A 14,023-nucleotide genomic window follows, 5' to 3' on the forward strand; every position below is an offset into this window, starting at 1 on the left:
CTTGTCCGAGCAAGCCCCAGGCCGCCGCGGCACCGTGTCGTGCGCGCTCGTCGCCCTCCTCGCATCGATGCTTGCAGCCTGTGGCAGCCCCGAGAGCGCGGCCCGCCCGGAGGGCGGTGCGGCGGTCCCGGTGACCACGACGGTGGCCGCGCTGCGCGACTGGAATGACACGGTCGCGGCGCTGGGCACGGTCAAGGCGCGCGAGTCGATCATGCTCACCGCGAAGGTCAGCGAAACGGTGCAGCGGGTGCACTTCGACAGCGGCGACGATGTCGACGCCGGCATGGTGCTGGTCACGCTGACCGGCAGCCAGCAGCAGGCGGCGCTCGAGGCGGCAGAGGCCGCGGCGATCGAGGCCGAGCAGCAGTACCGGCGCGGCGCCGGGCTGGTGGACCAGCAGTTGATCGCACGCGCCTCGCTCGACACCCTGCGCGCGACCCGCGACGCCGCGCGTGCGAACGTGGCCGAGATGCGCGCCAACGTCGGCGACCGCACCATCCGCGCGCCGTTCGCCGGCGTGCTGGGCATCCGCCAGGTCAGCCCGGGCGCCCTGGTCACCCCGGGCACCCCGATCGCGACGCTCGACGACATCTCGACCGTCTATGTCGATTTCCCCGTGCCCGAGACCCGGCTGGCGGCCATCGCGCCTGGCCAGCGCGTGTTCGGGCGCAGCGCGGCGTACCCGGCCGACGAGTTCGAGGGCGTGGTGCAGACGATCGATGCCCGCGTCGATGCCAACACCCGTGCGGTGACGGTGCGCGGCGCGTTCGGCAATCCCGACCGCCGGCTGCGCCCGGGCATGCTGATCCAGGTCCGCCTGCAGCAGCGTACCCGCCAGGCGCTGATGGTGCCGGAGATCGCGGTGATCCAGGTTGGCCGCGACACCTTCGTGTACCGCGTGCGCGAAGACGAGACGGTCGAGCAGGCGCCGGTCGAGATCGGCGTGCGCCAGGACGGCCTGGCCGAACTGGTTGAAGGCCTGACGCCGGGCGAGCGCATCGTGCTCGACGGCACCGGCAAGCTGCGGCCGGGCATGAAGATCGTCGAAGGCACGGTGCAGGAGGCCAAGGCGCAACCGGCCGAGGATGCCGACACGCCCAAGGACGACGTGCGATGAAACTGTCGGACGTCTCGATCCGGCGGCCCGTGTTTGCCGCGGTGATCAGTCTGCTGCTGGTGGCGCTGGGGATCATGGCGTTCACCCGGTTGACGCTGCGCGAGCTGCCGAACATCGATCCGCCGATCGTCTCGGTGGACGTCAGCTATCCCGGTGCCTCGGCGGCCGTGGTCGAGACCCGCATCACGCAGATCCTCGAGGACGCGCTGTCGGGCATCGAAGGCATCCGCACGATCGAGTCGCGCAGCCGCAACGGCCGCTCCGACGTCACCATCGAGTTCAACCTGACCCGCGACATCGAGGCCGCCGCCAACGACGTCCGTGACGCGATCAGCCGGGTCACCGACCGCATACCGATCGAGGCCGACCCGCCGCAGATCTCCAAGGTCGAGGCCGACGCCGACGCGATCGTCTGGCTGAACCTGCGTTCGAGCACGATGAATACGCTCGAGCTGACCGACTACACCGACCGCTACATCCTCGACCGGCTGTCCTCGCTCGACGGCGTGGCGCGCGTGCAACTCAGCGGCGGCCATCGCTACGCGATGCGGATCTGGCTCGACCGCGACGAGATGGCCGCGCGCAGCATCACCGCGGCCGACATCGAGAATGCGCTGCGCACCGAGAACGTCGAACTGCCGGCGGGCCGGATCGAGTCGCAGACGCGCGACTTCACGCTGCGCGTGGAACGCGGCTTCCGCGAACCTTCGCAGTTCGCGCAGATCCCGGTGCGCCGGGGCAGCGACGGCTACGTCGTACGCCTGGGCGATGTCGCGCAGATCGAGCTGGGCTCGGCCGAGCGGCGCTCCTACATGCGCAGCAACTCGGTCCCCAACGTGGGGCTGGGCATCGTGCGCACCTCGACCGCGAACGCGCTCGATGTCGCGCATGCCGCGCGCGCCGAGGCCGAGCGCATCCAGCAGACGCTGCCGGAAGGCACCGAGATCTTCGTCGCCTCCGACAACACCGTGTTCATCGATGCGGCGATCACCCGGGTCTACTGGACGCTGGGTGAGGCGATGGCGCTGGTGTTCCTGGTGATCTGGCTGTTCCTGGGCAGCCTGCGCGCGGCGCTGATCCCGGCGCTGACCGTGCCGGTGTGCCTGATCGCCGCGTTCATCGCGCTGTATGTGTTCGGGTTCTCGATCAACCTGCTCACGCTGCTGGCGCTGGTGCTGTGCATCGGCCTGGTCGTGGACGATGCGATCATCGTGCTGGAGAACGTGCAGCGCCGTGCCGATCTCGGCGAGCCACCGCTGGTGGCCGCACGCCGCGGTACCGCGCAGGTCGCCTTTGCGGTGATCTCCACGACCGCGGTGCTGGTCGCGGTGTTCCTGCCGGTCGGCTTCATGGAGGGCAACTCGGGGCGGCTGTTCCGCGAACTGTCGGTCGCGCTGGCCGGCGCGGTCGCGCTGTCGGCGTTCATCGCGCTGACGCTGACGCCGATGATGTGCTCCAAGCTGGTACGGCCGCATACCAAGCAGCGCGGCTTCAATGCATGGATGAACCGGCAGTTGGCGCGCCTGGGCAGCGGCTACGGCCGGCGGGTCGATTCACTGGTCGCGTTGCCGGCCGGTCGCCTGCTGTTGCTGCTGGCCGCGGCGATCGCAGTGTGCGTGGCGGCCGCGGTGCTGCTGTTCGCACGCGTGCCCAGCGAACTGTCGCCGGCCGAGGATCGCGGGCGGTTCTTCGTCGGCGTCGACGGCCCAGAAGGCGCGGGCTTCGACTACACCGTCGACCAGATGCAGCACGTCGAGGCGATCTTTGCGCCGCTGGTCGGCGACGACCAGCCGATCGCGCGCGCCAACTCGCGCGTGCCACGCGGTTGGGGCGGCAGCGAAGACATGCACACCGGCCAGGTGATCGTGTTCCTGCAGGACTGGAAGCACCGCAAGCAGAGCACCGTCGAGGTGGTCGAGACGCTGCGCGCCGAGTTCGCCAAGTTGCCTGGCGTGCAGGTGCGCGCGAACGTGCCGGGCGGTCTGGTCGGCAGCCGCGGCCAGCGCTATCAGTTGGTGCTCGGCGGGCCGGATTACGCGGAGATCGCGCAATGGCGCGATCGCATGCTCGCGCGCATGCGCGAGAACCCCGGCATCCAGGATCCGGATTCGGACTACAAGGAAACGCGGCCGCAGATGCGTGTGGACATCGACCGGCAGCGCGCGGCCGATCTGGGCGTGTCGGTGCAGGAGATCGGACGCACGCTCGAGACGATGATGGGCTCGCGTCAGGTCACCACCTTCGTCGATAACGGCGAGGAGTACGACGTGCTGCTGCAGGCCGGTCGCGAGCGGCGCATGAACCCCGCCGACCTCGCCGACACCTATGTGCGCGGGCGCGACGACGCGCTGGTGCCGCTGGCCAACCTGGTCACGCTCAGCGAGATCGCCGAGCCCGGCAGCTTCAACCGCTTCAATCGGCTGCGCGCGATCACCATCAGCGCCGGGCTCGCCCCGGGCTACTCGATGGGCGAAGCGCTCGAATGGACGCGCCAGGTCGCCGCCGAGGAACTGCCCGACTACGCGCAGATCGACTGGAAGGGCGAGAGCCGCGAGTTCCAGGAAGCCGGCGGCGCGGTGCTGCTGACCTTCGCGATGGCGCTGATGATCGTCTACCTGGTGCTGGCCGCGCAGTTCGAGAGCTTCATCCATCCGCTGGTGATCATGCTGACCGTGCCGCTGGCGGTGCTGGGCGCGCTGCTGGGTCTGTGGGCGACGGGCGGCACGCTCAACCTGTTCAGCCAGATCGGCATCGTCATGCTGATCGGCCTGGCGGCCAAGAACGGCATCCTGATCGTCGAGTTCGCCAACCAGTTGCGCGACGAGGGCCGGAACGTCCGCGAGGCGATCGCCGAGGCCTCGGCGGTGCGTCTGCGTCCGATCCTGATGACCTCGACGGCGACCATCGTCGGTGCGATCCCGCTGGTCGTGGCCGGTGGCCCCGGTTCGGCGAGCCGGGCGACGATCGGCATCGTGATCATCTTCGGTGTCGCGTTCTCGACCCTGCTGTCGCTGTTCGTGGTCCCGGCCTTCTACGCGCTGCTCGCGCCGTTCACGCGCTCGCCTGAAGCCCTGGCCCAGGAACTCGAGCGCCTGGAAGCCGAAACCCCCGCCGTCGGCGGTCACGCCTGATCCGCGGCCGGTAAGCAGAAAGTTCTTTCCCCAAATGCGGGGGTGGGGCGCTCACTTCGGAGGAGCAGCGGCCTGCCAGCCGGAAGCCGCTCTCCCCTCGGTCAAGGCATCCTGCCTTGACTCGGGCGCGCGCCATCCATGGCGCGCTTGACGCGGCCACCGACTGTCAGTCCGCCGCGATAGCCGTTTGAACCCCGACTTCGGTGGACACAGACTCGCCCGCCGAAATAAGTCGCGCGCTGTGGGCCTCAGTGCGTTGTGCTGGTCGGGGAATGCGATAGCGGGCCATGGATGGTCCACAGCGGCGAGTCAGAAATGGTGAGTGTGGGCTGCTTGCGCGGCATGCCGCGCAGGCCATAAGAACGTTGTGCAATTCCGCGCGCGGTGCTGCACTCTGACCTCTGGTTCTCAGGTGGAGCATGGGGATGCGTTGGGACGACGTGCGGATCGAGGGGGACGGCTTCGTGCTGCGGCGCTGGCGTGACGGCGATCTCGAGACGTTGCTGCGCCATGCCGACGATCCGCTGGTCGTGCGCGGGCTCAGCGATCGCTTTCCCAACCCCTACACGCGCGCCGATGGTGAGGCGTTCCTGGCCGGCAAGGTGGTCGATCTGTCCGGGCCGGTGCTGGCGATCGAGATCGACGGCAAGGCCTGCGGCAGCATCGATGCCCGGCAGGGGACAGGCGAGCGTGCGCATTCGGCAGAGCTCGGCTACTGGCTGGCGCGCGTGCACTGGAACCGCGGGATCATGCGCCGGGTGGTCGCGGCCTATGTGCCCTGGGTGATGGACGCACTCGGGCTGACGCGCCTGCAGGCCAACGTGCTCGATCTCAACCCGGCCTCGGCGCGGGTGCTCGTCTGCAGCGGTTTCGTGGAGGAGGGCCGGCTGCGTGGCGCGATACGCAAGGCCGATGGCCTGCACGATCTTCGCCTGTTCGGACTGCTGCGCGACGAGCCGCCTGAGTCGGGCTGACCCCTGGCGCCGGAAGGTGCAATGCCCGCCGCTGCGACAGTGCGTCGCATTCGGACCCCTGATCGTGGAAAATCGATCCTTCGTGTGTCGTCCGCGTCATCCGCCCCCGTCCAGCCCGGAGCCAGATCGATGGATCAGTTGCTTACCGCCCTCAATGGTCTGATCTGGAGCAAGGCGCTGATCGCGCTGTGCCTGGGCGCCGGCCTGTGGTTCACGCTTCGCACCCGCTTCATGCAGGTGCGCGGCTTTGTCGAGATGACCCGGCTCACGTTCACCGGCCAGAAGTCCGATGCCGGTGTGTCCTCGTTCCAGGCGCTGGCGATGTCGATGGCCGGGCGCATCGGGATCGGCAATATCGCCGGCGTCGCCACCGCGATCGCGTTCGGTGGCCCGGGCGCGGTGTTCTGGATGTGGGTGATGGGCTTCCTCGGCGCCTCGACGTCGTACGTCGAGTGCACCCTGGCGCAGATCTACAAGGAGAAGGACGCCGAAGGTCGCTATCGCGGCGGTCCTGCGTACTATATCGAGAAGGCGATGGGCCTGAAGTGGTATGCGCTGGCGTTCGCATTCGCGACCCTGTTGGCGGCAGGCCTGCTGATGCCGGGCGTGCAGGCCAATGCGATCGCCGACAGCATCGCCAATGTCTGCGCCGGCAGCACGGTGTGCGGCGACCTGTCCGGCCAGTGGATGGGCATGGAAGCACGCACCGCGCTCAAGGCGGGCATCGGCATCGTCGTGGCGTTGATGCTGGCGGTGATCATCTTCGGCGGCGTCAAGCGCATCGCTGCGTTCGCCGAGCTGGTGGTTCCGTTCATGGCGATCGCCTACATCCTCACCGCGGTCACGGTGATGGTCATCAACTACGATTTCGTGCCGACGATGTTCCGCATCATCTTCGAGAGTGCGTTCGGCGTGCACGCCGGCTTCGGCGCCATGCTCGGGTTGGCCGTGGAGTGGGGCGTCAAGCGCGGTATCTACGCCAATGAGGCCGGTCAGGGCACCGGGCCGCATGCCGCCGCGGCGGCCGAGGTCTCGCACCCGGCCAAGCAAGGCTATGTGCAGGCCTGGGCGATCTACTTCGACACGATGCTGGTCTGCACCTCGACCGCGTTCCTGATCCTGGCGACCGGCATGTACAACGTCGTCGGCCCCGAGGGCGTGATGCTGCACGAAGCGCTGCCGGGTGTGGAGGCAGGATCGGGCTTCGCGCAGGCGGGCATCGAGTCGATCCTGCCCGGCTGGGGCGCGATCTTTGTCGCGGTGGCGCTGTTCTTCTTCGCGTTCACCACGATCATGGCCTATTACTACATGGCCGAGACCAATCTGACCTACCTCAACAACCACGTCGCGCGTCCGGGCCGGACGCTGCTGCTGCGTGTGGCGCTGCTGGGCATGGTGATCTTCGGTGCGGTCCGCAGTGCCGAGATGGCCTGGATGCTCGGCGATATCGGTGTGGGCCTGATGGCCTGGCTCAATATCGTCGCGATCCTGATCCTGCAGAAGCCGGCATTGCAGGCGCTGCGCGATTACGAGCAGCAGAAGAAGCAGGGGCTTGATCCCGTGTTCGATCCCGACAAGCTCGGGATCCGCAATGCCGATTTCTGGCGCAAGGTGCCCTGACATGACGAAGTCCCCCTGGTCCGGCAGCGGCCGCGACACGCCCCGCACGCCGGCGTCCACGCCGGGTCGTGACAGCCCATGGGGCGCGCGTGCGCGCACGAAGCCGCCGGCTGCAGCATCGTCACGGCCGGCTCCTGCCGTGGCGTCTGCGGACGAATCAGGTGAGGACCGTCGCGAACTGCGCCTGTATGGGCGCAATGCGATCGAGGCGGTGTTCGCGCGGCGACCCGAGGCGATCCGCAAGCTGTATCTGCTCGAGGCGCGCATCCCGCAGCTGCAGCCGATGCTCAAGTGGTGCGCGGCCAACCGGGTGGGCTACCGCGTCGTCGGCGAGGACGACCTGCGCAAGCTCGCCGCGAGCACGCATCACGAGGGCATCGTCGCCGAGGTGTTGCGCGAAGCGCCGCTGCCGCTGGGCGACTGGCTGCAGACCCTGCCCGAAGGGCCGGCCTGCGCACTGTGGCTCGATGGCGTCGGCAACCCGCACAACCTCGGCGCGATCCTTCGTTCGGCCGCGCACTTCGGCGTCGGTGCCGTGTTGCTGCCCCGGGAGGCATCGCTCGCGCTGTCGGGCGCGGCCGCGCGTGTTGCCGAAGGCGGCGCGGAGGCTGTGCGCTTCGTCCGACTGGGCCGAGACGAGAACGCGCTGGCGCAGTTGCGCAGCGCGGGCTTCAAGCTGGCCGCCACGGTCGTGCGCGGCGGCGAGGATCTGTTCGAGGCCGCGCTGCCGCCGCGGCTGATCTACGTGCTCGGCGCCGAGGGCGAGGGCATGGATGCCGCACTCGCCGAGGCCTGTGATATCAAGCTGGGTATCCCCGGCAGCGGCGCGGTCGAGAGCCTCAATGTCGCCTCGGCCACCGCCGTGCTGCTGGCGCAGTGGCGGCAGCAGCACCGCTGACCGCCACGCGCGCGTGCGCGCCTGAGGGCGCGCTGCCTCAGTGCGCCGGCGTGGCGTCGGTCTTGGGCGCGCTGCCGAAGCTTTCGTCGGATTCTGCAGCCAGCCACGCGAACACTGCATAGGCCGCGGTGTTCTGCGCGACCGCATCGGGGTCGACCTTGTCGAAGGTGTCGTTGGCGTTGTGGTGCAGGTCGAAGTAGTCGGTGCCGTCCTGGCCCAGCCAGCCCCAGGCGCCGCCCTTGGCCGCCAGCGGCGAGATGTCGGGGCCCGGGCTGCCTTTGTCCTGCAGATAGTCGATGCCGAGCGGACGCAGTACCTCGGCGATCGCGTCGCTGGTCGCGCGCTGTCCCGCCGGGGCGCTGGTGTTGAAGCCGTAGATGCGACCGGCGCCGAAGTCGCTCTCCGCACCGATCACGTGCCGGGCGATCACATCGGCGCCGCCGTGCGCGTCGGCATAGGCGCGCGCGCCAAGTAGGCCCTGTTCCTCGTTCGCGAACGCAACCACGCGCACGCTGCGCCGCGGACGCTGCGGCTGCTGCGCGATCAGGTGCCCGGCGGCCATCGTGATGCCCACGCCCGAGGCGTCGTCGACCGCGCCGGTGCCCAGGTCCCAGGAATCGAGATGGCCGGCGATCAGCACGATCTCGTCCGGGCGCTCGCGGCCGGTGAGTTCGGCGATGACGTTCTGCGAGGTGTAGGTCCCGTTCCAGCCGCAGTCGAGCGAGAGGGCGACTTCGACCGGCCCCAGCCGCAGCAGGCGGGTCAGCTGGTCGGCGTCGGGCAGCGACAATGCGGCTGCCGGGATCGGCGTGACGTCGGCATCGAAGCGGGTGATGCCGGTATTGGCGACACGGTGCGGGCTGGTGCCGATCGAGCGCATCAGGTAGGCGGCCGCGCCCTTGCGCGCGGCAATCGACGGTCCGCGGCTGCGGATTGCGCCGGCGGCACCGTAGCCGCTGCCGTCGCGCGAGCGTGCCATCGGGACGTCGACAAACACGATGCGTCCGCGCAGCGTCGCCGGGTCGGCGGCCTCGAGTGCGGCGAGGCTGTCGAAGCGCGCGATCTGCGCCGACACCTCGCCGCCCGGACTGCCACCCAGTGCGGTGAGCACCAGCGGCTGGGCGTGGGCACCAACGACCGCCGCGTGCTCGCTGCGCCGTTCCCACTTCGGGAAAGTCACCGGTTCGGTCCACACCCGGTCGTAGCCGAGCTCGGCAAAGCGCGCCTTGGCCCATTCGACCGCGCGCGCATCGGCCTCGCTGCCCGGCAGACGCGGGCCGATCTGCGTGGTCAGCGATTCGATCAGCCGGTAGGCGGTGCCGTCCTGCAATGCGCGCTCGCGCAGTTGCGCGGCGGCGTCCAGCGACGCCTGCGCCACCGGCGCGGCCGTGGCCTCGCGTGCGTGGCTGGTGGCGGGCACCAGCAGGGCGCCCGACAACAGGGCGAGGGCGAGGGCATTCAGAAGCGGGGCAGGACGCATGCGCGGTCTCCGGCTGAAATAGGAACGGGCCGTGCGCATTGTCGCGCGCGGCCCGTTCTGAGGCGATGTGCCGGAGGTCCGGCGTGGGATGCGGGTCAGGTGACCGGGGCGTCGGGCTTGCGAAGCGAATCGCGGATCTCGCGCAGCAGCTTCACTTCTTCGCTCGGCTCGGCCGGCTTCTGCTCGACCGGCGCTTCGGCCTGCTTGCGCTTGAGACGGTTGATGAAGCGCACCGCGATGAAGATCGCGAACGCGACGATGACGAACTGCACGATGGTGTTGACGACGTTGCCGATGCCCAGCACCAGCGCTGGAATCTCCTCGCCGGCTGCGTCCACCTGGGCTGCACGCAGTGTGATGGCCCATCGGGAGAAATCGATGCCACCGGTCAGCAGGCCGATGAATGGCATGATGAGGTTCTCGACGAGTGCCGTGACGATCTTGCCGAACGCCGCGCCGATGACCACGCCGACCGCGAGATCGATGACGTTGCCGCGGACGGCGAATTCCCTGAACTCGGCGAGTATGCCCATGATGTCTCCTGCGCTGTAAGTGGATGCGCGCAGGACTATAGCGGCGGCGCAGTGACCTTGCAGTGGAGCTCGAGCACATCGTCGAGCCGGGCGACGCAGACATCGCCCGGATGCAGGGCGGCGACGCCGGCCGGCGTGCCCATCAACACCAAGTCGCCAGCGCGCAGCGCGAACAGCTTGGACAATTCGTGCAGGATCTCGGGCACATCCCAGATCAGCTGCGCGAGCGTCGACGATTGCCGCAGCACACCGTTGACCTCCAGCGACAACGTCCGCGGTGCCAGCGTGCCAACGACCGCTGCCGGCACCAGTTCGCCGACCGGCGCCGAGGCGTCGAAGCCCTTGGCCACGTCCCAGGGCAGGCCCTTGGCCTTGGCGGCGGCCTGCAGGTCACGACGGGTGAGGTCCAGGCCGACTGCGTAGCCGTAGACGAGCTCGGCAGCGCGGTCGACCGGCAGGTCGCCGGGCGGCGCGTCGCGGCCGATCGCCACGACCAGTTCGACCTCGTGATGCAGTTCGCGCGTGGCACTCGGGTAGGGCACTTCGCCGGAGGTCACCACCGCATCGGCGGGCTTGGCGAAGAACACCGGCGTACCGCGCTCGGCCTTCGAGGCGGGTGCCTGGGCGCCCATCTCGCGGGCGTGGTCGGCGAAATTGCGGCCGACGCAGTACACGCGCCGGATCGGAAACTGGCCGCCACCGCGCACAGGCAGGCGGGTCGGCGCCGCAGCGGGCACCACGTCGTACGACGGATCGGTCATCGGCTCAGATCGGGATGCGGGCGCTGCAGCGCTCAGCGCAGCAGCGGCTGGTCGCGATTGCGCACGACGCGGTACTCGGCCTCGACGATGCGGTCGTCCCGGGCCGGCGACGCGTCGCCACGCACCAGCAAGCGGCGCGCAAGCCCGAACAGCAGCATCGCCGCGCCGACGAACAGGCCGGCCACCAGCAACACCGCGAGCAGGGCGAGGCCGACCAGGCCCAGCAACACCCGCAACACCGGGTGCCGCGGCTTGCGCGGCGCGAACACCGCACGGACACCGGAGGCATCGAAACGGGCGTGAAGATCGCGGAAGAAGGCGTTGGACATGGCGGCTGCAATGCTCGTGACACAATGGCCGGGTGGGCCGAGGGGTCCAGTATCGGTCGGTCGCCGCCCGGAGTTGTAATGCCTTCGTTAAATTCATGTGACGGTGCCCGTCTGCTCGCACTCGATGCCATCGCCGATGGCGGCTTCGCCGAGGCGGAAGGCGTCGTCGATGGCGAAGCCGAGTCGCTGGTGCTGCACCGTGACGGCGGCGAGGTCCGCGCCTGGCTCAACATCTGTCCGCATGCCGGCCGTCGGCTCGACTGGGCGCCCGGTCAGTTCCTGGCCTCCAAGGACGGGCATCTGGTCTGCGCCGCGCACGGTGCGAGTTTCCGCACCGCCGACGGCGTCTGCGTCGCCGGGCCGTGCAAGGGAGAGGCGTTGCGCGCCGTGCCCGTGCAGGTGTGCGAGGGGCAGGTGGTGCTGGGCTGAGCGCCGCGAGCTGGACGGCAGCACGCGCCGGCAGCCGGGCGTCGCCGGTCGAGCCCTCAGTCGAACAGCAGGTTGACCATCAGCACCACGATCGCGGTGTACATCAGCGAGATCGGCAGCCCGATCCGCCACAGCTGCTTGGCCGTATAACCGGCCGGGCCGATGATCATCGACATCACCGGATTGGACTGGGTGACGAAGTTGTTGGACGCCGACAGCGCGACGATCAGCGCGAATGCGGTCGGGTTGCCGCCGGCGGCCAGCGCCAGATTGATCGCCAGCGGGACCACGACGATCGTCGCGCCAACGTGGCTGATGACCAGCGAGAACGCGGTGGTCAGCAGCGCGACTGCGATCTCCAGCAGCCAGACCGGCAGCCCGGTCGGCAGCCGTTCGATGCTGTGGCCGGCGACCCAGGCCGCTGCGCCGCTCGAATCCATCGCCCAGCCCAGCGGAATCAGACAAGCCATCAGGAACACGGTCTTCCAGTTGATCGCGCTGTAGGCCTCGTCCATCTTCAGCACGCCGAACACCAGCATGCCCGCCACGCCGGTCATCAGCGCCACCGAGGTGGGGATGCGGGAGGACAGGGCGATCAGCATCGTCACCGCAAAGATCGCCATCGCGATCTTGAACTTGTGCGGCCGCTGCTCGCCCTTGGGATAGTCGGTCACGATCAGGAAATCGAGCGACTTGGCGGTACGCGCCAGGTCCTGCCAGATGCTGTGCAGCACCAGCATGTCGCCGGCGCGCAGGGTCATCTTGCGCACGTTCTCGCGCAGCACGGTCTTGTCGCGATTGATCGCCAGCAGCCGGACGCCGTACTTCTTGCCCAGGCTCAGCTCGGCGGCCGACTTGCCGATGAATTTCGAGGTCGGCGGAATCACCGCCTCGGCGATGCCGGCACGGCTGGGATTGAACAGGTCGCCGAAGTGCCGCAGCCGCGAACTCATGCGCAGGAACTGGTTCTGCGCGAAGTCGGCCACCTGCTGGCGCGGGCCCATCGCACCAAGCACGCTGCCCACCCAGATGCGCGAATCGGCCGGCGGGGCCAGGCGCGACTCGTTCTCGGACTTGAGCGCCAGCAGCAGCGGCGCGTGGTGGATCGCCTCGGCCTCGGCGAACGTCATGCCCACCAGCGGGCTTTCGGCGGTGACCACCAGTTCGAACACGTCGCCTTCGATGCCGTAGGCGCTGGCGAAGTAGCTCTGGGTGCGCGCCGGGGTCACCGGGCCGTCGCCGCCGTCGCTCAGTTCGCCCAGCTGCCGGTTGCCGAAGAAATGGAAGTAGGCGAGCCCGGCGATCAGCAGCGCCAGGCCGATCGGCAGCGGCGCGAACATGTTCAGCGATTCCAGCGTCGCCGCGCCGGAGGGCATGTTGGCGTTGGCCGCGGTCAGCAGGTCGTTGAGCAGGATCAGTGGCGAGTTGCCGACCATCGTCAGCGCGCCGCCCATGACGATGGCCACACAGACCGGCAGCAGGATCTGCGCCAGGCGCAGCCCCGAGCGCGAGGCCAGTCGCGCCGCGACCGGCATGTACAGCGCCATCACCGACGGGTTCTGCATGACCGAGGAATTGAGGCCGGCGGTGGCCGCGGTCAGCAGCAACAGGCGGTTCTCCATGCCCCGGGCCCGTCGCAGCAGCCAGCCGGCGAGGCGGTTGAGCGCGCCGGTGCGGTCCAGGCCCATGCCCAGGATCATCGTCGCGATGACGCTGATCACCGCGTTGGAGGAAAAGCCGTTGAAGACATCCTCGGGCGCCACCAGACCGGTCAGGCCCAGCATCACCAGCACCACCAGCGCCACCAGGTCCGCGCGCACGCGCTGGAACAAGAACAGCACCATCGTCAGCCCCACCAGGGCCAGGACGATCTTCATATCGGTGGTGAGTGCCAGGCCGGTGTCCATCAGGGCGATGACGCTTTCCGACGCGACGGGGACCGGCGCAAGCCAGTGTGCTTCCGCGCCGGGGAGGCGCCCTGCTGGTCCCGATCACGCATCACGGATCATGGGTCCCGGTCGTAGAGCAGATCCCAGACCCCGTGGCCCAGCTTCAGGCCGCGGCTCTCGAAATGCGTCTGCGGGCGCCACGGCGGTCGCGGCACATGGCCGCGCGGGCCGACGCGGTTGCGCAGGCCGGCCGTGGCGTCGAGCACGTCCCACATCTGCTCGGCGTAGTCCTGCCAGTCGGTCGCCAGATGCAGGCGCCCGCCCAGCCGCAGCTTGGTCACCAGCAGCGCGGCGAACGCGGGCTGTACCAGGCGGCGTTTGTTGTGGCGCTTCTTGTGCCAGGGATCGGGGAAGTAGATCCGGATCTCGTCGAGCGCGCCGTCTGCGATCTCGTTGCGCAGCACCTCGACCGCGTCGTGGTGGTACACGCGGACATGGTCGCTGCCGTCCTCGGCCAGGCCATTGAGCACACGGCCCACCCCCGGCGCATGCACTTCGATGCCGATGTGGTCGCGGGCCAGGTCCATGCGCGCCGAATGGCGCAGCGCCTCACCGTTGCCGAAGCCGATTTCCAGAATCCGCAAGGCCTGCCGTCCGAACACGGCGTCGAGGTCGCGCGGTGTGCCGGTGTAGTCCAGGCCGAAGCGCGGCCAGGCGTCGTCGAATGCGCGCTGTTGCGCCGGCGTGAACCGGCCCTGGCGCAATACGAAGCTGCGCACTTCGCGCCGGCCCTCGGTCACCGTGAACGGCTTGGGCGGCGCCTTGGCGCCTTCGCTGGAGAACGGGTCGGTCATCGCGCGGG

General features: G+C 69.1%; 12 protein-coding genes. 6 read left to right on the forward strand and 6 right to left on the reverse strand.

Annotated elements, in window-relative coordinates:
• The first annotated feature begins 1 nt into the window (after nucleotide 1).
• The 5 genes from FHW73_RS10605 to FHW73_RS10625 all read left to right on the forward strand — a co-directional run bounded on the left by FHW73_RS10605 (nucleotide 2) and on the right by FHW73_RS10625 (nucleotide 7,740).
• On the forward strand, nucleotides 2-1,117 hold the full coding sequence (locus FHW73_RS10605) for an efflux RND transporter periplasmic adaptor subunit (protein ID WP_345776175.1): 1,116 nt from the start codon (nucleotides 2-4) through the stop codon (nucleotides 1,115-1,117).
• Complete coding sequence (locus tag FHW73_RS10610) at nucleotides 1,114-4,248, forward strand: efflux RND transporter permease subunit (protein WP_183426684.1); 3,135 nt, start codon at nucleotides 1,114-1,116, stop codon at nucleotides 4,246-4,248. Before FHW73_RS10605 ends, FHW73_RS10610 begins: the two co-directional genes overlap by 4 nt.
• Before the next feature lie 425 nt (nucleotides 4,249-4,673).
• Nucleotides 4,674-5,222: a GNAT family protein gene (locus tag FHW73_RS10615; protein ID WP_183426685.1), complete on the forward strand. Its 549-nt coding sequence runs from the start codon at nucleotides 4,674-4,676 to the stop codon at nucleotides 5,220-5,222.
• A 129-nt stretch (nucleotides 5,223-5,351) separates the two neighbouring features.
• Nucleotides 5,352-6,842, forward strand: a complete 1,491-nt coding sequence (locus FHW73_RS10620) for an alanine/glycine:cation symporter family protein (protein ID WP_183426686.1) — start codon at nucleotides 5,352-5,354, stop codon at nucleotides 6,840-6,842.
• Nucleotide 6,843: 1 nt separating this feature from the next.
• Entirely contained in the window at nucleotides 6,844-7,740 is an 897-nt protein-coding gene (locus tag FHW73_RS10625; protein ID WP_183426687.1) for a TrmH family RNA methyltransferase, read from the forward strand.
• 37 nt (nucleotides 7,741-7,777) lie between these two features.
• Here FHW73_RS10625 and FHW73_RS10630 read toward each other — a convergent pair whose 3' ends face one another.
• The 4 genes from FHW73_RS10630 to FHW73_RS10645 form a co-directional block, all read right to left on the reverse strand.
• Nucleotides 7,778-9,220, reverse strand: coding sequence for a M28 family peptidase (locus FHW73_RS10630; RefSeq protein ID WP_183426688.1), 1,443 nt, complete (start codon nucleotides 9,218-9,220; stop codon nucleotides 7,778-7,780).
• Between the two features lie 95 nt (nucleotides 9,221-9,315).
• On the reverse strand, nucleotides 9,316-9,753 hold the full coding sequence (gene mscL / locus FHW73_RS10635; protein WP_183426689.1) for a large-conductance mechanosensitive channel protein MscL: 438 nt from the start codon (nucleotides 9,751-9,753) through the stop codon (nucleotides 9,316-9,318).
• A gap of 35 nt (nucleotides 9,754-9,788) precedes the next feature.
• Nucleotides 9,789-10,514, reverse strand: a complete 726-nt coding sequence (locus tag FHW73_RS10640; RefSeq protein WP_183426690.1) for a fumarylacetoacetate hydrolase family protein — start codon at nucleotides 10,512-10,514, stop codon at nucleotides 9,789-9,791.
• Between the two features lie 32 nt (nucleotides 10,515-10,546).
• Nucleotides 10,547-10,843 (reverse strand): hypothetical protein, encoded by a 297-nt coding sequence (locus tag FHW73_RS10645; RefSeq protein ID WP_183426691.1) that lies wholly within the window; start codon nucleotides 10,841-10,843, stop codon nucleotides 10,547-10,549.
• A gap of 78 nt (nucleotides 10,844-10,921) precedes the next feature.
• On the opposite strand from FHW73_RS10645, the gene FHW73_RS10650 reads away from it, so the two are divergent.
• The gene (locus FHW73_RS10650; protein ID WP_183426692.1) at nucleotides 10,922-11,272 is read left to right on the forward strand and encodes a Rieske (2Fe-2S) protein; all 351 of its coding nucleotides are present in this window, start codon (nucleotides 10,922-10,924) and stop codon (nucleotides 11,270-11,272) included.
• A gap of 56 nt (nucleotides 11,273-11,328) precedes the next feature.
• Here FHW73_RS10650 and FHW73_RS10655 read toward each other — a convergent pair whose 3' ends face one another.
• Nucleotides 11,329-13,179: an SLC13 family permease gene (locus tag FHW73_RS10655; RefSeq protein ID WP_183426693.1), complete on the reverse strand. Its 1,851-nt coding sequence runs from the start codon at nucleotides 13,177-13,179 to the stop codon at nucleotides 11,329-11,331.
• Nucleotides 13,180-13,277: 98 nt separating this feature from the next.
• On the reverse strand, nucleotides 13,278-14,015 hold the full coding sequence (gene trmB, locus FHW73_RS10660; protein WP_183426694.1) for a tRNA (guanosine(46)-N7)-methyltransferase TrmB: 738 nt from the start codon (nucleotides 14,013-14,015) through the stop codon (nucleotides 13,278-13,280).
• Between the last annotated feature and the right edge of the window lie 8 nt (nucleotides 14,016-14,023).

The sequence above is a fragment of the Luteimonas sp. RC10 genome (genome assembly GCF_014192745.1).
Classification (GTDB): Bacteria; Pseudomonadota; Gammaproteobacteria; order Xanthomonadales; family Xanthomonadaceae; genus Luteimonas.

Excerpts from the sequence above, each read along its gene's own strand:
- FHW73_RS10645 (WP_183426691.1), bottom strand. The coding sequence starts at position 10,843 with ATGTCCAACGCCTTCTTCCGCGATCTTCACGCCCGTTTCGATGCCTCC.
- FHW73_RS10630 (WP_183426688.1), bottom strand. The coding sequence starts at position 9,220 with ATGCGTCCTGCCCCGCTTCTGAATGCCCTCGCCCTCGCCCTGTTGTCG.
- FHW73_RS10655 (WP_183426693.1), bottom strand. The coding sequence starts at position 13,179 with ATGGACACCGGCCTGGCACTCACCACCGATATGAAGATCGTCCTGGCC.
- FHW73_RS10650 (WP_183426692.1), top strand. The coding sequence starts at position 10,922 with ATGCCTTCGTTAAATTCATGTGACGGTGCCCGTCTGCTCGCACTCGAT.
- trmB (WP_183426694.1), bottom strand. The coding sequence starts at position 14,015 with ATGACCGACCCGTTCTCCAGCGAAGGCGCCAAGGCGCCGCCCAAGCCG.
- FHW73_RS10610 (WP_183426684.1), top strand. The coding sequence starts at position 1,114 with ATGAAACTGTCGGACGTCTCGATCCGGCGGCCCGTGTTTGCCGCGGTG.
- mscL (WP_183426689.1), bottom strand. The coding sequence starts at position 9,753 with ATGGGCATACTCGCCGAGTTCAGGGAATTCGCCGTCCGCGGCAACGTC.
- FHW73_RS10615 (WP_183426685.1), top strand. The coding sequence starts at position 4,674 with ATGCGTTGGGACGACGTGCGGATCGAGGGGGACGGCTTCGTGCTGCGG.
- FHW73_RS10625 (WP_183426687.1), top strand. The coding sequence starts at position 6,844 with ATGACGAAGTCCCCCTGGTCCGGCAGCGGCCGCGACACGCCCCGCACG.
- FHW73_RS10640 (WP_183426690.1), bottom strand. The coding sequence starts at position 10,514 with ATGACCGATCCGTCGTACGACGTGGTGCCCGCTGCGGCGCCGACCCGC.
- FHW73_RS10620 (WP_183426686.1), top strand. The coding sequence starts at position 5,352 with ATGGATCAGTTGCTTACCGCCCTCAATGGTCTGATCTGGAGCAAGGCG.